At 41.3% G+C, this 19,833-nt stretch carries 10 protein-coding genes and 2 pseudogenes; 2 read left to right on the forward strand and 10 right to left on the reverse strand.

Annotated elements, in window-relative coordinates; translation table 11 throughout:
- Window positions 1-7: 7 nt before the first annotated feature.
- Window positions 8-715, reverse strand: coding sequence for a YveK family protein (locus NDM98_RS10745; protein ID WP_251607335.1), 708 nt, complete (start codon window positions 713-715; stop codon window positions 8-10).
- A gap of 185 nt (window positions 716-900) precedes the next feature.
- Between NDM98_RS10745 and NDM98_RS10750 the strand changes: the two genes are divergently transcribed.
- Window positions 901-1,803, forward strand: a complete 903-nt coding sequence (locus NDM98_RS10750) for an LCP family glycopolymer transferase (protein ID WP_251607338.1) — start codon at window positions 901-903, stop codon at window positions 1,801-1,803.
- A gap of 110 nt (window positions 1,804-1,913) precedes the next feature.
- Here the strand turns inward: NDM98_RS10750 and NDM98_RS10755 are convergent, their stop codons facing one another.
- The 6 genes and pseudogenes from NDM98_RS10755 to NDM98_RS10785 all read right to left on the reverse strand — a co-directional run bounded on the left by NDM98_RS10755 (window position 1,914) and on the right by NDM98_RS10785 (window position 17,178).
- Entirely contained in the window at window positions 1,914-2,531 is a 618-nt protein-coding gene (locus tag NDM98_RS10755) for a class D sortase (RefSeq protein WP_251607341.1), read from the reverse strand.
- Between the two features lie 59 nt (window positions 2,532-2,590).
- On the reverse strand, window positions 2,591-11,914 hold the full coding sequence (locus NDM98_RS10760) for a CLIPPER-2 domain-containing protein (RefSeq protein WP_251607344.1): 9,324 nt from the start codon (window positions 11,912-11,914) through the stop codon (window positions 2,591-2,593).
- Window positions 11,915-12,202: 288 nt separating this feature from the next.
- A pseudogene (locus NDM98_RS23490) lies at window positions 12,203-13,432 on the reverse strand (C40 family peptidase).
- A gap of 303 nt (window positions 13,433-13,735) precedes the next feature.
- Window positions 13,736-14,686, reverse strand: coding sequence for an agmatinase family protein (locus NDM98_RS10775; RefSeq protein ID WP_251607348.1), 951 nt, complete (start codon window positions 14,684-14,686; stop codon window positions 13,736-13,738).
- 106 nt (window positions 14,687-14,792) lie between these two features.
- Window positions 14,793-15,942: pseudogene (dgoD, locus tag NDM98_RS10780) on the reverse strand (galactonate dehydratase).
- Between the two features lie 741 nt (window positions 15,943-16,683).
- Window positions 16,684-17,178, reverse strand: a complete 495-nt coding sequence (locus NDM98_RS10785) for a competence protein ComK (protein ID WP_251609086.1) — start codon at window positions 17,176-17,178, stop codon at window positions 16,684-16,686.
- 230 nt (window positions 17,179-17,408) lie between these two features.
- On the opposite strand from NDM98_RS10785, the gene NDM98_RS10790 reads away from it, so the two are divergent.
- Complete coding sequence (locus tag NDM98_RS10790) at window positions 17,409-17,927, forward strand: sigma-70 family RNA polymerase sigma factor (RefSeq protein WP_251607351.1); 519 nt, start codon at window positions 17,409-17,411, stop codon at window positions 17,925-17,927.
- A gap of 103 nt (window positions 17,928-18,030) precedes the next feature.
- Here the strand turns inward: NDM98_RS10790 and NDM98_RS10795 are convergent, their stop codons facing one another.
- From NDM98_RS10795 to fabZ, 3 genes are all read right to left on the reverse strand, one after another.
- The gene (locus tag NDM98_RS10795; RefSeq protein ID WP_251607354.1) at window positions 18,031-18,486 is read right to left on the reverse strand and encodes a winged helix-turn-helix domain-containing protein; all 456 of its coding nucleotides are present in this window, start codon (window positions 18,484-18,486) and stop codon (window positions 18,031-18,033) included.
- 389 nt (window positions 18,487-18,875) lie between these two features.
- Window positions 18,876-19,169 carry a hypothetical protein gene (locus NDM98_RS10800; protein ID WP_251607357.1) on the reverse strand — a complete coding sequence of 98 codons (294 nt, stop codon included), beginning with the start codon at window positions 19,167-19,169 and terminating at the stop codon, window positions 18,876-18,878.
- Window positions 19,170-19,332: 163 nt separating this feature from the next.
- Entirely contained in the window at window positions 19,333-19,764 is a 432-nt protein-coding gene (gene fabZ / locus NDM98_RS10805; protein ID WP_251607360.1) for a 3-hydroxyacyl-ACP dehydratase FabZ, read from the reverse strand.
- Window positions 19,765-19,833: the final 69 nt, after the last annotated feature.

Raw genomic sequence — 19,833 nt, forward strand, 5'->3', positions numbered from 1 at the left:
CTTCCTTCTAGGAACTTTTCTTTAAGAAATCGTCTACACTATCCATATTGGAGATTGCTCCAAGAACAGGCATATCCAGTGCATCTTCAATGTCTTTTTCCGATTTAATCGTTGTATCTAAATATTCTAACAAGAATGCCAAACCAACGGCAGCCATTAGGCCAACGACAAAAGCAATCGCAATATTCAGCATTTTGTTCGGGCTAACGGGTGATTGATTTTCTGTAAATGTTGCTGGTGACAGAATACTAACATTCTCTACACTAAACAATCCAGGTACTTCTTGTTCAAAGACTGACGCAATGGTATTAACAAGCATAGCAGCCTGCTCAGCACTAGAATCTTCAACAGTAATGTTCATAACCTGTGAATCATTCGCACTACTTACAGTAATCATTTGATTTAATTGACTAACTGTTAGATTTACATCCGCTTCTTCAATTACCTTGTCTAGGATATAGGGACTTTTAATAATTTCATTATACGTGCTAATCAATTCAATATTAGTGCGGATTTCATTTTGACTGAATGCATTCTCTGGATTCGGATTGGTTTGATTGACGAGTAGTTGTGTGCTATTTTGAAACATTGGTGTGAGTAAAAAGAAGCTAACGGCTGCGGCCACTACCATAGCAATAATAGGAAGGATAATAAGTAGTTTCAAACGCCTTCTTAATGTTAAAAATATATCTTTTAGACTAATGGTTTCTTCCATCCGATACAAATACCTCCTAAATGGTGTAACTTTTCTATAGATATTTTGGATTATATCATAGTTTCGTAGGGAGAATAGATTAATTTTCGCTTGTGTATCTGTAAATTTTTCACTATACTTATGAAAGTATTATGCCTTAAAGGTCTAAAGACCTATATAACATCAAAGAGAGGCGTTATGAATCTATGAGAAAAGGTTTTAAAATTGCTATTATTATCGTTGGTGTATTGTTCCTTGCAGGCGCTTGTTTTGCTTATTATGTCTACGACTCCATTCGTGATACAGCTACTGCCATTCATGAGCCGATCGGTGATCGTCAAATGCCAGGTAGAGACGTAAACATTGAAGACTCAGAGCCTGTATCATTCTTGATCGCCGGTATAGATGCTAGAGGAGATAATCTATCAGGGCGTTCCGATACGATGATTCTCGTGACGGTGAATCCTGCGATGAAGTCAGTGAAAATGCTCAGTATCCCACGTGATACACGTACTGAAATCGTCGGAAAAGGCACTGTCGAAAAGATCAACCATGCATACGCATATGGCGGACCAGCCATGGCAATGGACTCTGTTGAGAACTTATTTGACGTGAGTATCGACCATTATGTGACGATTAATATGGAAGGTTTTAAAGAATTAATTGACGCACTTGGTGGAGTTACTGTAGACAACGACTTTGAATTCAACCTCGATGGCCACACTTTCTCAGAAGGTAAGCAGTTCTTAAGCGGCGAAGAAGCCCTAGCTTACACTCGCATGAGAAAAGAAGACCCGCGCGGAGACTTCGGACGAGCAGCTCGCCAACGTGAAATTGTTGAAGCGGTTATTAGAGAAGCAGCCCAGTTCAGCTCGATTACAAAAGCAAACGAAATGCTAGATGTTGTTGGCGGATCAGTTAAAACAGATATGTCCCTTGATCAAATGTGGACGTTGCAAAATAACTATCGTAATGCGTTAGGCACAGTGGATCAAATCGAATTTGATTATACTACCCCTACTATAGACAGAGTATCATATGTTGTTTTAAGTGATGAGACTATAGCAGAGATTAGTGCTGAGTTGAGAGAGCATTTGGAATTGAATTAATAGAATTTTTACCCCTGCGGCGGTGGCTGTGGGGGTTGTTTTATGAAAATGGATCAACTAGGAACCTCGCTATGTTTTCGTTTTTCCAACCTGATACTTGTTCACTCACTTTATTCGTTTACATCTGTTTTGGTAGGGATGGCATAGACAAAATAACGTTCTTCCGGTCTAGTCAATGAAAAAAACGGGTAACACGTCATTAACACGAGCGTCTCCTCATCCCCCTCCCCCACGCGCCATGTTTCAGACTCATGACCAATTTCTGTGGAATCCACTATATACTCGAATTGGCCATATGGGGTATCTATTGTAATGAGATCGCCTTGTTCCACTTCACCTACATGTAAAAAGGCAGAGTCATTATGTCCCGCCAGAAACACTTGCTCTCCATCTCCAGGGAACCCTGTTTGGGGGTCATGACCAACTCCATGTTTAAGGTTCTCAAGCTCTGAACCATGTACGATCGGCATGGATAAATCAATGGATGGGATTTGAATTTTCCCGATTGAATCCCCAAGCTTAACCGAGAAGTCCTCACGCTTCATCAGTAACGCTTCATCTAGTTTTGTTTCATTTGCAGTTGAGTCATACCCATACTCCCTAAGGTAGTCTTCAGTCGCTTCCATTTGATAATTGCTACCAAAATAAAAGTCTACTAATAAATATCCAACGTATAAAAGGAAGCTTGCCCCAGTAACTAAACATAATCTACCGACCCATCGTATCATACGAACGCTCCTTAATTGAGTATGAAAAAGGCCACTTAATGATTTAAGTGGCCTTTTCATTATACTGTATTCTTTTTCTTCTTCCTATTCATTTGTAAAAATAGGATACCGATAGCAAGCAGAACGATTCCTGTTAGGGCCATGGCAAATACATTGTTTGCCGTTTGGACTAACGTACCGTTTCCATTCTCTTTGTCCCTGTCTTTACTAAGATCTTGATCATGATCTTTGTTATTCTCTGCTTCTTGTGATGGTTTGTGATCTTTTGGATCCCCAGTGCCTTTTACTGCTTCATCTGGATTTTTGGTCGGATCACTTGGTTCATCATTGTCTGTTTCGTTTGGTTGATCAACCCATTTAATTGATACAAGGTGATCGTCTATCTCTTTTAGTTCTTTTTCATCTGAGGTGTAGCCGACTACTGAAGCGACGTTGATAAGTGTTTCTTTTGTCAGATCAGATTGTGTGACAGCATACACAGCCGTTCCTGTTGTTTTCTCCCCTGGTGCGAGTTCTGTTGTTTCCAGTTTAACTTCTCCACCAAGCATTGGGTCTTCAACTTGAATATTTGTTATCGTGACATTGCCTCTGTTTTCTACTTCAAATGAGTATGTCACTTCATCACCAACTTGGCTGATGGATTCCTGGTTGCTGCTCTTTGTAAACGCAAGGCTGCCAGCTGCCTCTTCATATACTGTCACCTCATCAACTCCAGTGACACGTTCTCCTAGCTTTGTTTCACCAGCTACAGTCGCTTCATTATAGATCTCGCCACGGTCAATGTCGGCTTGAGTGATTGTATAGACTGCTTCTGCTACCAGTACGCTGCCTGGTTCAAGCGTGATGGAATGATCCTCTTCAATCACTTCTCCGTTGATCGTCAGGTACGTGATGTCACTGATATTTTCTAGCTCATCCGTTAACGTTACATCAACTAATGTGACATTTCCTATGTTTTGAGCTGTGAAGGTGTAGACGATCTCTTCTCCCACTTTTAACTCATCACGATCCGCTTCTTTCATTAATGCGATCGCTTGGGATTGTTCTGTTGGAATCGTATCGTCATCTTCTGTTTCAAGAACGGATTCGTCTGGACCTTTCCCTGTTACGGTTGCAATGTTTTTAACGTCTGTCTTGTTTAAATCTTCTTGTGTCACCGTGTAGCTTCCTGTTCCAGTCGTGGTTTGCCCTGGTGCTAGCTTTGTTGTTTCAAGGGTAACCTCTCCACCAAGCATTGGGTCAGTTAGTTCCAGATCCGTTATCGTTACATTCCCTGTATTTTCAACATCAAATGTATACGTTACGGTTTCCCCAACTTCTCTGACTGTCTCAAGATCGCTTGTTTTAGTTAAAGAAAGCTTTGGTGCTAATTCTTGTTCAATGAGGACCTCATCTTCGTCGCTCACTTTTTCTTGAGATGGTGCGTTCCCTTCAACCATCGCTTTGTTGAACACTTTTCCACGATCCACGTCTGCTTGTGTGATCGTATAGGTTGCTTCAGCCAATAGCTGACTACCTGGTTCAAGGGTGACTGATTCTTCATCCTTGATCTCTTCCCCATCAATCGTTTTCAAAGTAATCTCACTTAGGTTCTCTAATTCATCTGTAAGAACCACGTTATTCAACGTGACATTCCCTTTATTCAATACAGTAAAGGTGTACACAATGTCTTCGCCAACCATCAGATCATCCCGGTTCGCTTCTTTTGTCAGCTCAAGGGAAGGCTGTTGTTCAACCAAGGTCGTTTCGTCATCTGTTTCTTTGACGCCCGTGCCATCTGGGAACTCTCCTGTAACAGCGGCCACATTCGTGAGAACGCCGTTGTTTAAGTTGGCTTGAGTCACCACATATACAGCCATTCCAATGGTTTTCTCTCCTGGTGCGAGTTCAGCTGTTTCAAGCTCAATCTCTCCACCAAGCATTGGATCCTCGACTTGAATTTGTGTGACTGTCACATTTCCTGTGTTCTCCACTTCAAATGTGTACGTTACTTCATCACCAACTTGGCTGATGGTTTTCTGGTCGCTGCTCTTTGTGAACGCAAGGCTTCCAACTGCTTCTTCATACACAGTGGTCTCATCCTGATCAGTTACACGTTCTCCTAGCTTTGTTTCACCTGTTACAGTCGCATCGTTATAAACCTCACCACGATCGATATCCGCTTGTGTTATCGTATACGTTGCTTCTGCGATCAATACACTGTTTGGTTCGAGCGTGATCAATTCACCATCTTCAATCGCTTCTCCGTTGATGGTCAGGTATGTGATGTCACTGATATTTTCTAGCTTATCCGTTAATGTTACGTCAACTAATGTAACATTTCCTACGTTCTGAGCTGTGAAGGTGTAGACAATCTCTTCTCCCACTTTTAACTCATCACGATCCGCTTCTTTCATTAATGCGATCGCTTGGGATTGCTCCGTTGGAATCGTATCGTCATCTTCTGTTTCAATGACTGATTCGTCTGGGCTTGTACCTGTCACGATTGCCGTATTCTTAAGGTCTTTCTTGTTTAAATCTTCTTGTGTGATGACATAATTCGCCGTTCCAGTGGTTTTCTCTCCTGGTGCCAGCTTTGTCGTTTCAAGAGTGATTTCTCCGCCAAGCATCGGGTCAGTTAGTTCCAGATCCGTTATCGTTACATTCCCTGTATTTTCAACATCAAATGTGTACGTTACGGTTTCTCCAACTTCTCTGACTGTCTCAAGATCGCTTGTTTTAGTTAGTGAAAGCTTTGGTGCTAATTCTTGTTCTACAACGACTTGGTCTTCGTCGCTCACTTTTTCTTGGGATGGTGAGTTGCCTTCAACCATTGCTTCGTTGGTCACTTCACCACGATCCACATCTGCTTGAGTGATCGTATAGGTTGCTTCAGCTGCTAGCTGACTACCTGGTTCAAGGGTAATCGAATCTTCATCCTTGATCTCTTCCCCATCAATCGTTTTCAAGGTAATCTCACTTAGATTCTCTAATTCATCTGTAAGAACCACATTCGTGAGGGTCACATTTCCTGTATTTTCTACAGTAAAGGCGTACACAATGTCTTCGCCAACTATCAGATCATCCCGGTTCGCTTCTTTTGTCAGCTCCAGGGAAGGCTGTTGTTGAACCGATGTCGTTTCTTCATCTGTTTCTTTGGCTTCTGTGCCGTCTGGGAACTCTCCCGTAACAGCGGCCACATTCGTGAGAACTCCGTTGTTTAAGTCAGCTTGTGTGACGACATATACAGCGGTTCCTGTTGTCTTCTCGCCTGGTGCGAGTTCGGTCTTTTCTAGTTCGATCTCTCCACCAAGCATCGGATCATCGACTTGAATATTTGTGACTGTCACATTTCCTGTGTTTTCTACTTCAAACGTGTAGGTCACTTCATCACCAACTTGGTTGATGGTTTTCTGTTCGCTGCTCTTTGTGAACGCAAGGCTGCCAGCTGCTTCTTCACGCACAGTGACTTCATCAGAGTCAGTTACTTGGTCTCCTAGTTTCGTTTCACCTGTCACTGTCGCATTATTATAGATTTCGCCACGATCGATATCCGCTTGAGTAATCGTATACGTTGCTTCTGCGATCAATACACTGTTTGGTTCGAGCGTGATCGATTCATCATCATCAATCGCTTGTCCGTTGATCGTCAGATACTTGATATCACTGATATTCTCTAGTTCATCCATTAACGTTACATCAACTAATGTGACGTTCCCTACGTTCTGAGCTGTAAAGGTGTAGACAACCTCTTCGCCCACTTTTAACTCATCACGATTGGCGGATTTGATTAATCCAATCGCTGGAGATTGTTCCGTTGGAATCGTATCCTCATCTTCTGAGTCAACAACAGATCCGTCTGGACTTTCACCAGTCACGATTGCCGTATTCTTAAGGTCTTTCTTGTTTAAATCTTCTTGTGTGATGACATAATTCGCCGTTCCAGTGGTTTTCTCACCTGGTGCCAGCTTTGTCGTTTCAAGTGTGATCTCTCCACCAAGCATCGGGTCAGTTAGTTCCAGATCCGTTATGGTTACATTTCCTGTATTTTCAACTTCAAATGTATACGTGACGGTTTCCCCAACTTCTTTAACCAAGGTAAGATCACTTGATTTGGTGAGAGAAAGGTTTGGCGCTAACTCTTGTTCTACATTAACTTCGTCTTCGTCGCTCACTTTTTCTTGAGATGGTGAGTTGCCTTCAACCATTGCTTGGTTGGTCACTTCACCACGATCCACATTTGCTTGAGTGATCGTATAGGTTGCTTCAGCTACAAGCTGACTACCCGGTTCAAGAGTGATCGATTTTTCATCCGTAATCTCTTCCCCAACGATCGTTTTCAAGGTAATCTCACTTAGATTTTCTAATTCATCTGTGAGAACCACATTCGTGAGGGTCACGTTCCCTGTATTTACTACAGTGAAGGTGTACACAATGTCTTCGCCAACAATCAGATCATCCCGGTTTGCTTCTTTTGTTAGCTCCAGGGAAGGCCGTTGTTCAACCGATGTCGTTTCTTCATCTGTTTCTTTTACTTCTGTGCCATCTGGGAAATCTCCCATAACAACGGCCACATTCGTGAGAACTCCATTGTTTAAATCAGCCTGTGTAACCACATATGTCGCGGTTCCAGTGGTTTTCTCACCTGGTGCAAGTTCTGTTATTTCAAGTTCGATCTCTCCACCAAGCATCGGGTCTTCGACTTGAATGTTTGTGGCTGTTACATTTCCTGTGTTTTCTACTTCAAACGTATACGTTACTTTATCACCAACTTGGTTGATGGTTTTCTGTTCGCTGCTCTTTGTGAACGCAAGGCTGCCAGCTGCTTCTTCATACACAGTGACTTCATCAATGTCAGTCACCTGGTCTCCTAGTTTCGTTTCACCAGTTACTGTCGCCTTGTTTTCGACTTCGCCACGATCGACATCCGCTTGGGTAATCGTATACGTCGCTGCTGCAACTAGTACGCTACCTGGTTCAAGCGTGATCGATTCACCATCATCAATCGCTTCTCCGTTAATCGTCAGGTACGTAATGTCACTGATGTTTTCTAGTTCGTCTCTTAAGGATACGTCAACTAACGTGACATTCCCTACGTTCTGAGCTGTGAAGGTGTAAACAATCTCTTCACCGACTTTTAACTCATCACGATTGGCTGCTTTGATTAATCCAATCTCTGGAGATTGTTCTGTTGGAATTGTATCATCATCTTCCGTTTCTACAGATCCGATAGGACTTTCTCCGGTAACGGTTGCGATGTTTTTAATATCTTCCTTATTTAGATCTTCTTGCGTAACAGTATAGCTCGCTGTTCCAGTCGTTTTCTCTCCGGGTGCAAGCTCCGTTGTTTCAAGTGTGATCTCTCCACCAAGCATTGGATCATTTACATTCAGATCCGTTACCGTAACATTCCCTGTATTTTCTACGTCGAATGTATACGTTACGGTATCCCCAACGGCTTTCACCGAGTTAAGATCACTTGTTTTTTCAAAGCTTAATGATTTCTTCATTTCGGTGTTTTCTTTTGTGACTTTTGTGATCTCTGTTTGATCATTCTTAATCTCAAATCTTACGGGTTCCGCATTTAAGAGATAAGAATCAGGTGCCTTTGTTTCAATCAATCGGTATTCGCCTTCATCTAAATCCTCTATAAGCAGGACCCCATCTTCATCTGTCTGATAATCGCTGCCAACTGCTTCCCATTCATCATCATTTTTCTTCTCTAGTAGGAAGGTTGCCCCACCTAATTGTTCATTCGTTTCATCATTTACTTTTGTTAGTTCAACATGCCTTTTGATTTTTTTATTGCTTACTTGCAATGTGTTTTGACCATTAATATCGATAGTTTGAGTACCGTTTGGACCAATGACATAGTCATCTGGAGCTTTGTCTTCTCTAAGTTCGTACTCCCCAAACAATAACCCTTCAAACGTTACTTCTCCATTTTCATCCGTATTTTTCGTACTAATGACAATGTCTGAGAATTTATCTATTAGTGAGAAGGTGGCACCTTCTAACTTCTCATCATTTGTTTCCGCATCGATTTTCTCTACAGTTAGGGAACCTAGTTCACCACTACCATCGCCTATACCTTGAGTACGAGCGACTGTAATCTCCGATGCAGATAACCATGTTTCTGTATCAGTTTGATCTCCACTAAACGAAATGTTATTTTGAATCTCCGCTCCAACCCCAGCTTGAATAAACGATTTATATTCAAGGATATATGGACGATCTACTTTGTCTACGAACTCTAATACAAACCCGTTATCCGTCATTTCAATGGTATAATCTTCATCTATTATTAACGGATTCTCTTTTTCGACATTTCCATTCTCTTCAACACTTGTGTCATAAACCACAAATGAATCCTGCAGAAGAAGTTGGTTCGTTGTCAGCTCATCAACCAGTCGAACATTATCTACTTCCGCTTGGGCAAAGTTAATGTTTACGTTCCAGTTAACAAAACGTCCATCTTGCTTACCGCTTTTTTTAGTGTAATGACCACCATTTGGAGGGGAAACAGATGCATTCAGCTCAACTGGCTCTTGACCACCATCTGAGAATGTTGCCTTATTTCCATAATCTTTTTGAATGAAACTTAACTCATTTAAGCTCGTCTTATACGTAATGTAGTAAGGCTGATCAACAGGTGAGTTAAATTTGATTTCGAACTGATTCTTATCTTCGTTAATTGATAGTTCATAATCTTCTTTACTAACTAGATCACCTAAATTTACTCTATCAGGGGACCCACTTGGTAGCATTTCGTAAACTTCAATTGTATCTTCTACTAATTGTTGATTACCTTCAATGTCATCCTTAATCATTAATTGATTAATAGGTTGTAAATTGTAGTTAACCCCAATATTCCAAGTGATTTCTTTATCAACCGCATTGTAGGAACCACCTTTAAATCCATTAGCTCTCGTATAGGTATCAGGCGTAAACTGGTTATTAACAGGATGACTAATCCGGTCACTTGAGTTTGCTGGATTCTCCCATGAAAATACTGCCTGGTTTTCAAAGAATAGTTTTCCTTTATCTTCACGCTTTTCATAATCGAATTCTGTTGTGTAAGTGATAATCACTTCATCATCAATTGATTCGAACTCAATATCAAATTGATTCTTGTTAGTAAAATCATTTGGTTCGTTTATTTTAATCGTATAATTGTCTTCATTCATCTCTTCGTTGTTAGATGTTATTTTAATGGAGTCCTCCACTAAACGGAGTCCACTATTTTGGAAAACATCTTTTAAATACACATCGTTCATTTCGAATTTGTCGCTATTAAAACGTATTGTCCAATCAACTGTCTTTTTTTGATAATCAATATTTCCATTTGACTTGAATAGAATTTGTTGACCTATCTGTTGACTTGCTGAATCTTCTAGGCCCTCACCAGATTCAACTGTATTTGTAATCGTGCTACCTTCAAACACACGATCTTTAGCTTTAGTTACATATGTGACTTTGTAAGCTGAATCAATATCTTTTGTGAAGTTCAGTTCAAATCCGTTGTCCACAGTTATCACATCAACGTAATCTACTGTTTCACTTGCCGTTTCTCTCCCGTTCTCATCAATAGTAATACGTTCAACTACAAGAGAGCCTGCTTGAAATTGATGTAAATCCGTCAATGAATCTTTTAGGGTTGCATCTGCTTGCGGGATGGCTCGTTCATTATAGTTGTACCGTACTTCCCATGTGATAGTTTGGGATGGGCCATTCGTACTTTCCACTTCTTTAGCAAGCGGCGTTCCTCTTCCAACTTCTACTGTCGACTTGGCACTTGCTACTTCCGAACCATTTTCTAGTAGATCAGCCTTATTCTCAAAACTAGATTTCGTATTATCTGTGAGCTCTGTTGTGAAAACGAGTCGATAGGCCCGAGTCATATCGTTCTTAAATAGAATCGAGAACTCTGGATCATTAGAAAGTTCATATTCGTCGGTAGGTACTTCATCGCCTAACGAAGATGATCCATTTAACTTCATATCTAAATAGTAGAGTTTGATCGAACCATCGACTAAGCTCTGTCCCTCTTGGATCGGGTCGCTTAACACGGCATTAGTTAGGGTATCCATTGACTTGTTAAAGTCAACTGTCCACTCAACAGACTCCGAATTATAGGGGCGATTCGGTTCTCCTCTTTTTTCCATCGTGCTTCCCGACGGATTAAAATCAATCGGTATCGTTAAAGACTCCTTGCCTTCAATAGGTGTAACTGTTATGGTCTTTCCTTCTTCTAAAACAAGGTCTTCACTAAATTTCGTCCACAATCCTACAGTTCCATTTATATTGGAAAACTGTTCCACAGAATCTGTGAACTCAATCGTTGCTTGTCCATCTTTCGTAACGGAAAAGTAACCGATTATTTGATTATTAAAACGCATTTCGACTCGATCAATTTCATCATATACTATGAATTGCTCTGGAATATCGAACTGAAAGGTTGCTCCCTCCGTATAACCATGTCTATTAGGTAGCTCCCATGTATAGTTAATTTGAATGTTAGAATTCAAACCGGGGTTATCTATGGTTTCTCCATTTGAATTCTCATAACGAATCTTATAACTAGTTAAAATATTTGAATCAATGGTCGTGCTGGTTGCTTGAAGCTCTTGCTTCTCTTCAGATTCCTCTACTTCATCAGCTAATTCCTCTTCAACCTTGCTCTTATCTTCATCAATTAAATCGCTTTCAACTGTTTCTTCTGTTTCTTCTGTTTCTTCTGTTTCTTCCTCTTCTTCATTTACAGGTAATTGCTCTTCCTCTTCGCTCTTAGCTTCATTGACCGAATCAGTCTCAACTTCTTCTTGTTCCGCTAATTGCTCATCGTCAATGACTACCTTTTCCTGATCAGATGAATCCTCATCGGGAGCTTCTTCCACACTTTCTTCAACTGCTTCTTCAAGCAATGGTTTGTCAAAGTGTACCAATAATTCTTTGGAACCAAACGTATGCGTAAACAAAAGATTGATAGAATCTATATCTTCCGTAATCCGTTCTGTATTCCACGTTACGGGTATAGAGATCCTGCCAGAAGATTCCGTTTGTCCTTCTGCAAGAGTGAGAACCAATTGATTCTCTGAGATTACGTACGTACCCACTTCATTCTTATCGTGATCATAGAGTACTTCTTGGAGATCTTCTACATTTAGCTCAACAGGAAATTGAAAAGATAGTTGCGTGTTATCTAGAATGGTATAACTAACGTCAACTTCAAACTCATCATCCCTATTGGCTAATTGATCCTCCTCCCCGTATTGCTCATTTTCCGTTTGTTTCAACGACACATCTACATTGCCGGGATTCAATCCGTTTGCCACCATTACATGGGTGCCAAAAGGCTGAAAAATAAAGATCAAGATAAATAACCATGTTAATACCTTTTTCACGTTCGCATACCTCCTATTAAGCTTCATTTAACGCACTAGACGCACTCCCTAAAAGATTAGCAAGCGGTCAAACACGTATTTAATCATACTTTAATCATGTAGAAAAAGATAGAGTCATGACCTTATTTTGGATTTTTTAAAGGTGAAAATAACTGCTCATTTAGTAGGTATCAAATGATACGTTCTTGGTCATCGAACATGTGGGGTTTTCTTCTACCTTTTCTTGTACGCTTCACACACAAACACCCCCTCCGACATTGTCAGAGGGGGTGTTAAATAAACGTTTAATTAAAAGCGCTTCGCACCGATGTAGCGCGGTTTCCAGTAGCTGTTGTCCATGCTTGTGATAGTTACGCCGGTGCTTGACCCGGAGTGGATGAACTGGTTGTTTCCGATATAGATTCCGTTGTGAGATGGGCCGGCTTTGTACGTTTCGAAAAAGACGACGTCTCCTACTTGGAGGTTGGATACGCTGCTTCAAGCGCTGTGTTGAGAAGCGGCTGTTCTTGGTACTGAGATACCTTGTTGTTTGAATACATATTGAATAAATCCGCTGCAGTCGAATCCAGCTGTTGTTTGGCCACCCCATTTGTAAGGCGTACCGATGTGTTTTGAGGCTTCTGCGACGATGTTCGTGATCGTTGCGCCTGAGTTATTGCTAACTTGTTCGCTTTTGACTTCGGTGTTTGGCTTGTATGTAGAGCCTTGTCCTAGTTTTGCGAATGTTTTTGGTCCGGCGATTCCGTCAGCTGATAGACCGTTGGCACTTTGGAATTTGCGCACGGCGTCGCGTGTATCGGTTCCGTAGTAACCTGTTGGGTTTTGGTTAAAGACGCCAACTGAGCGTAGTTGCGATTGTAATTCTGTTACGGCGGCTCCCTTGCTACCTACACGCAAGATACTTGTTGCAGATGGCTTTGAGTTCGTATTCTTTGTTGTTTGGTTTGATGGTGCTGGTGCTTTGGAGCCTGTGTTGTTTAGGGCTGCAAAGGTTTGTGGTCCGGCGATTCCGTCAACTTGAAGATTTTTGTTTTGTTGGAAGGCACGAACGGCGTCTCTTGTTGTGTTATCGTATTGTCCGTTAGGTTCTTTATTTAAGAAACCTGCTGAACGTAGTTGAGATTGAAGCTGACTTACTTGGTTACCGCTGCTACCTACTCGTAAGATGCCTGAGTAAGATACAGTTTTATTTGTGTTTGCTGGTGCTGAGCTTGCTTTTTGAGACGATGATCCGCCTTTTAGGGCACCAATTGTTTTTGGTCCAGCAATTCCATCTACTGATAGGTTATTTGCTTGTTGGAACTTTCGAACGGCATCCGTAGTGATGGTTCCGTAGTATCCTGTTGATTTCTCGTATGTAAAAAATCCTTTTGACTTTAACTCATCTTGTAGTTGAGTGACGTCTGAGTGATTCATTCCTTGGCGAAGTGTCTGATCTCCGAGTGCTGCATCTGCAATGGTTGGTACTGCGAGAACAAGTCCTGTTGCGACGGTTGATGTTAAAACGGCCTTTTTCATCTTAGCTGTATGGCTCAAATAAAGAACCTCCTCTAATTCTCTTAGTTTGTTATTTCTTATTTCGGCTGCGTGAGTTAAGTGTTAAATATGGCCTGTTTATTATCTCTTATTTTTTTGACAAAATAAGGGACATAACTCGATTATATTCCTAAATTCTACACGATTTCTTGATATGAATCTATCAATGTAATGAAACTGTAATATTACATTTACGAGATTCGTTCTTTGCGTTCGTGACGCAGTTCGACATGATTCGATTTAGGCAAAAAAATCCCCAAGCGATGCTGAATCGTTGGGTAATAATCATTTTGTATAGGTAATATGTCCTGCAAGTGCGTATAAAGCAAGGGTGGATGCAAAATGGGAGGAGATGTCATTGGGATCTTGCTGTGGGTACACTTCCACAAAATCCATGCCAACTAATCCTCTTGATGCAAATTCATAAACCAGTGTGAGCAGTTCATAACTGGTTAAGCCATTAACATCTGCGGGTCCACCTGGGTTAAAGGCGACATCAAGCACATCACTACAGATTGATAGGTAGACGAGGTCAACATCAGCACTTGCCATCTCATATAATTCACCGGCAAATTCTCGTAGATTACTGGCTTCGCGTATCTGATTCACTGTTACTGTTTTAGCACCAGCTTCTTTTGCGTAACGACCGGTTGCTGGTTTGTTACGTGGTCCATGGATGCCGGTATGTATCAGACTTTCATTGACGACGCCATCTAGTTCGTAAAGTCTCGCAAACGGCGTTGATCGCGCGTACTTTTCGCCTTCATGATGTGGCATGTTGTCATAGTGCGTGTCCAGATGGAGAATACCGATTTTTTTATCAGGATGTGCTTCTGTTAATCCACGCACAATCGGATAGGTAATGCCGTGATCGCCACCAAGTGCAATCGGAAACTTGTTTGTTTTCCAGACGTCTTTGGCGAAGCTTGCGATGCGATTCATTGTCTCTTCTACATCGGCGGGAACAACATCAACGTCACCTAGATCTGCAAGTGTTAGATGCTCAAAGACATCAATGTGGTCGAGTTCCGGTAAGTAGCCAGAATAACGGCCGGAGCACAGACGCATGACCTTTGGCCCTAACTCACAGCCCGTATAATCACCCCATGTCACTGCCCCTTCCCACGGTACACCGTAGATCAGGACATCTGCCTTTTCAATTGAATCAGTTGTTCCATTTATTGCACCAAGAAACGGCGGCGTATTGCCATATAACATATTGTTCGTATTGGACATCAACTCAGTCCTCTCAAGTGAATTCTCGTTATGCTTTCCCTCTTTTTGTTGGATTAAACATAAAAAACACAGGTAGAAGAATATCTACTACCTGTGTTCGGTTGGTCTACCACTCCGCAATACTGCCGTCGTTATGTCTCCAAATGGGGTTATGCCAATTTGGTTCTTGTTTGCTCATCTTACGAACATGTTCCTCATTCACCTCAATGCCTAAGCCTGGTTTTGTTGGAATTTGAACATAACCTTTCGAATAGGTAAATACACTTGGATCAACAAGATAATCGAGTACGTCTGAGCCTTTGTTGTAATGAATGCCAAGGCTTTGCTCTTGAATAAAGGCATTGTGACATGTCGCGTCCACTTGCAGGCATGATGCCAAGGCAATGGGTCCTAATGGGCAATGTGGAGCCGCAGCAACATCAAAGGCTTCAGCCATGGAGAGGATTTTTTTGTTTTCTGTAATGCCTCCCGCATGAGATAAGTCCGGTTGAATGATGTCAACATAACCATCCATTAACAGATTCTTAAAGTCCCATTTTGAATACATTCTTTCTCCGGTCGCAATTGGAATGACGGTGTGCTTCGAGATCTCACGTAAGGCTTCATTGTTTTCTGAAAGCACTGGTTCTTCGATAAACATCGGTCGAAATTGTTCTAGTTCTTTTGCTAAAATTTTTGCCATTGGTTTATGCACACGGCCGTGGAAATCGATGCCGATGCCAAGATATTTACCTCCTGCTTCGCGAACAGCGGCGACATTTTCTAAGACATGGTCAATTTTCTCGTAGGAATCAATGTATTGCAGTTCATTTGTTCCATTCATTTTGATTGCGGTGAAGCCTTTTTCGACCGCATCTCGTGCGGCTGCGCCAACATCTGATGGACGGTCTCCACCAATCCATGAGTAGACTTTCATTGAGTCTCTTGCTTTGCCTCCAAGCAACTCGTGAACAGGTGCATTATAGTATTTTCCTTTAATATCCCAAAGGACTTGGTCAATGCCTGAGATTGCACTCATAAGGATCGGGCCCCCACGATAAAAGCCACTGCGGTACATCATGTTCCAGTGGTCTTCAATATTCAGAGGATTTTCTCCAATCAAATTCTCCATTAGCTCATCTACTGCGGTTTTGACTGTTGCTGCTCGACCTTCAACAATCGGTTCACCCCAAGCCAGTGATACCTTCATCGGTTTCAACTTTTAAAAATAACCATCTTGGTGGGACTTGAAAGAGCTCATAGCTTTTTATTTTCATCTGTGTCACTCCCCTAATGTAATCGCTTTAATTAGTGCCTACGCCCTTTGTGGTGTTCACGATAATACAGATCAGATTACATGTCCACTCTTGACTAAGGAAAAAGCCGGCTCATTAACGGAAGACCACTGAAAAAGTCTTTAAAAGGTGAAAAAGAAGCTCTACTCCTACCGAATATAGGAAAATCGCTTCTCTTTTACACGATATGCAGATGCAAATGGCTATTATTCAAAGCTAAGTAGCTTGTTTTTCAGTGGCCTCGACATACGGAGGTTCCTCCTTTACATGCAAGACCCGCTTTTTACATGCGAGGAGCTCAGGCGACATGCGGAGCTTCCTTCTTTACATGCAAGACTCGCTTTTTCACATGCGAGGAGCTCAGGCGACATGCGGAGGTTCCTTCTTTACATGCAAGATCCGCTTTTTCACATGCGAGGAGCTCAGGCGACATGCGGAGGTTCCTTCTTTACATGGGAGACCCGCTTTTTGACATGCGAGGAGCTCAGGCGACATGCGGAGACCACTGAAAAAGTCTTTATAAGGTTAAAAAGAAGTCCTTCTCTTACCAAATATAAGGAAAAACTTTTCAAAACTATATGCAGATGCAAATGGTCTTGGCTTGTTTTTCAGGGTCCTCCATTAACGGAGCGGTTCCTTTTACGGATACTATTAAGATTAATCAACCCTCATAACTGAAAAAAGACAACGGGACTCTTGTCGTCCATGTTGTCTTTTTTACTTTTAGTAGTCAAAGTTCTGCAGGAATGCTTGACACCTATGCGCTTTGTCGAGAGCATTTAGAAATTGACTATGTGATATATCTAGAAAAATAGAGGTGCGATCTCTAAACATGATTTGTGTACCAACTTTACCTTCTTGTTTCTCGGCTATGCAGGATACAACATGTCTTGAGAAAAACCACTCACAATTAGGATTGGATGGAGAAAGAGTAGGAGCGGCAATAATAGCTAATCCCTCGCTAATCATGATAGGTGGTTTGGATTTTATTCCAAGACTATAGAGACTATACAATCTTCTTCCATCATAGCTCGAACCATTTGCTAGACATGCCGACTGTACTAGTTGAAGCGGTGTTTGTTTTACTAGGTAGGTTGTATTGGGTTCCATTACTTTGGTTGAGTATTCAATATCACGATATGGTTGTATAAATAAGGTCTGTTCATTAATGGCGTAATCATCTACATGGCGAATACTCTGCTGCATATCTTTTAGCATCTGTGTCAATACTCCTCCTTCTGAAAGTTCCGAAATTTGGACTGTTTTCTTCAAATCGGTACAACTTTAGCGTGAATTATGACCAATGCCCACGGTGAAAAAAGCGTAAAACAGATTGATTGAAGCCTCATTTGCCATCTTTTGCTGATGTGCGTATGTATGCAAACTCTCGTAATCTAAGCTTACCGCGGAATACTTGGAAAGCGCGCTTTCAGAATGGTGTAGAGCAGATGACATACAATTTCGATGATGTGTTGGAACAGTATACCCCTCTCATTAAAGGACAGATTAAAAAGCTACGCCTAACGCAAAACTATGATGAATTTTACCAAGTTGGCTTGATCGCTCTTTGGGATGCCTATCAGCGATTCAGTCCAGAAAAAGGTGAGTTTGCAGCCTTCGCTAAACTAAGGGTTCGAGGGGATTTGATCTCCCATTTACGGAAGGAGATCCTCACAGCTGAGCGATTTATGCTAACTGATGAAACTACAGAACACTTGCTTGAATCCCTACAAGATCGTGATGATGAGCCAATTGCCGACTTCTGTTTCTCTCCTTATCTTCAGTATTTGTCACCGCGCGAATTGCTTTATGTGAATCAGGTGCTTATTCAAGGTAAAAGCAGAAAAACAGTTGCTCTTGAGCAGAATGTAACCTTAAACACGGTTGCAAGCTGGAGCAAGACGGCACGTCGTAAATTACGAGAGTCCGGCAAAGCTCTCGGTGATCCACGAAAAATGAAAGAATAGAATTCACTTTGTAAATTTAGTTAAAATTATACTGAATAGATCTTCATCATGCAATTGATTTATTCTAAATATTACTTTTATTCTGTTAATTAACCTGACTAACTTAAAGATAATAATCATGCAAGGTATAACCAACACCCCGGATGGTTTGGATATATGGAGGGTATCCGTGATCTGTAGCGAGTTTCTTGCGGATATTACTAATATGAACCAATACTGTTCGGGAGTCCTTATGGCTATTTTCCCCCCAGATGTCCTCAAAAAGCTGATCTGCACTATACACCTCATTCGGACGGTGAGCCAAATAGGATAAGAGCTTAAATTCTTGTGAAGAAAGTTCGATATAGTTGCCCTTATGAAAGACCTCTTGCGTAACTAGATTTATTGAAAGACCTTCGAATTGAATAACAAACGTCCGTTGATTCCGTACATTTTTGTAATGAAAGAGATGTGCTTTAATCCGTAACAGCAACTCTTCATAATCAATAGGCAGCTGAAAATAATCATTTGCGCCTGTTTCAAATATCTCCTGTCTGGTACACGTATGATCCTCAATCATAAAAATTGGAGCAGAGGTTTTGCTTCTCAACTGACAGCAAAGTTCAAGAGATTTCTTAAAACGTAACTCGCTACCAATGATGATAAGCTGGGATTTAATTCACTCATGATGCGTGAGAGCTGCAGTGAACTCTTTTGCCGAATGACAATAAACTGTTCTTTCATTGCGTCACGTATTAAAGCCTGATAAAACCGATCCTCATCTTCAATTAATAAAATCTGTGCCCTTCCCATCATATCCCTCATTCATTCATGTATTATCTATAGTATACGTAATAAAGAAGGATTTTCATAGCAAAATAAGGACTTTTGTATCATTTTTATTGACTAACAGCATAGGCAAAAGACCCCAATCACATAATTGAGGTCTTTTTATATGAAACGATGCAGTTACTCGTCAGATGACTCGTCCTGTTCAACTGAGCCACCTTCCATCCGTTCATCATCATTATCCATAAGCTGTTCATCTGATGGTTCAGACTCAAGCTCGAATTCATCTTGGCCTTCTATCTCTTCTTCATCAAGATCTTCATTTATATCTTCGTCCATCGTTGGATCTGAGATGCTTTCACGATTTTCACTATTTGAAGAAGAAGCAGGATCCTGCTCATCCTCGCCTCCACATGCTGTTAGAATGGCTGCAGAAAGGATGGCTGTGGCTACTATACTTGTTGTTTTATTCATCTGTTAACCTCCCGCAGAATTAAGACATCGATTTTTCAACATCACCATCTTAACAATGGAGACAACAAGCGTCTATTATACAAGCCGTTCTTATGCAATATTTTGCAAGATCACACGGTCTCTCATAATGTCTCTACCTTATGATTCATGCATATTGGAGTGATTACGCGTTTGGCTGCAGAGCAAACGTCATATCTGCCTCAACAGCAACCTCGCCATTTACAGTAGCCACGCCATGCGCTTTCGCCACTGGTCCTTTTAAGCGTGTGATCTCCACTTCAAGACGAAGCTGATCTCCAGGCTTCACCTGTCTTTTAAAACGACACTTTTCAATGCCACCAAAAAGTCCGATCTTGCCTTTGTTCTCTTCCTTCGTCAGAATCGAAACCGCTCCCGTTTGCGCAAGTGCTTCAAGAATTAACACACCCGGCATCACAGGATAATCAGGAAAATGCCCATTAAAAAACTCTTCATTTGCCGTTACATTTTTAATAGCAACCGCACGCTTCCCCTCTTCTACTTCATCCACCCGATCAATCAATAAAAACGGATAACGGTGCGGAATAATCTCTTTAATTTGCTCAATCGTTAACATATACAACATCCTCTCAAATACTCATCATTAGTGGAATTATACCATATCTCTATATAAGAATCCGATGAT

The sequence above is a fragment of the Alkalicoccobacillus plakortidis genome, assembly GCF_023703085.1.
Classification (GTDB): Bacteria; Bacillota; Bacilli; order Bacillales; family Bacillaceae_D; genus Alkalicoccobacillus; species Alkalicoccobacillus plakortidis.

Excerpts from the sequence above, each read along its gene's own strand:
- fabZ (WP_251607360.1), bottom strand. The coding sequence starts at position 19,764 with ATGTTAACGATTGAGCAAATTAAAGAGATTATTCCGCACCGTTATCCG.
- NDM98_RS10785 (WP_251609086.1), bottom strand. The coding sequence starts at position 17,178 with ATGCTAAAAGATATGCAGCAGAGTATTCGCCATGTAGATGATTACGCC.
- NDM98_RS10745 (WP_251607335.1), bottom strand. The coding sequence starts at position 715 with ATGGAAGAAACCATTAGTCTAAAAGATATATTTTTAACATTAAGAAGG.
- NDM98_RS10800 (WP_251607357.1), bottom strand. The coding sequence starts at position 19,169 with ATGAATAAAACAACAAGTATAGTAGCCACAGCCATCCTTTCTGCAGCC.
- NDM98_RS10795 (WP_251607354.1), bottom strand. The coding sequence starts at position 18,486 with ATGATTGAGGATCATACGTGTACCAGACAGGAGATATTTGAAACAGGC.
- NDM98_RS10790 (WP_251607351.1), top strand. The coding sequence starts at position 17,409 with ATGACATACAATTTCGATGATGTGTTGGAACAGTATACCCCTCTCATT.
- NDM98_RS10775 (WP_251607348.1), bottom strand. The coding sequence starts at position 14,686 with ATGTCCAATACGAACAATATGTTATATGGCAATACGCCGCCGTTTCTT.
- NDM98_RS10755 (WP_251607341.1), bottom strand. The coding sequence starts at position 2,531 with ATGATACGATGGGTCGGTAGATTATGTTTAGTTACTGGGGCAAGCTTC.
- NDM98_RS10750 (WP_251607338.1), top strand. The coding sequence starts at position 901 with ATGAGAAAAGGTTTTAAAATTGCTATTATTATCGTTGGTGTATTGTTC.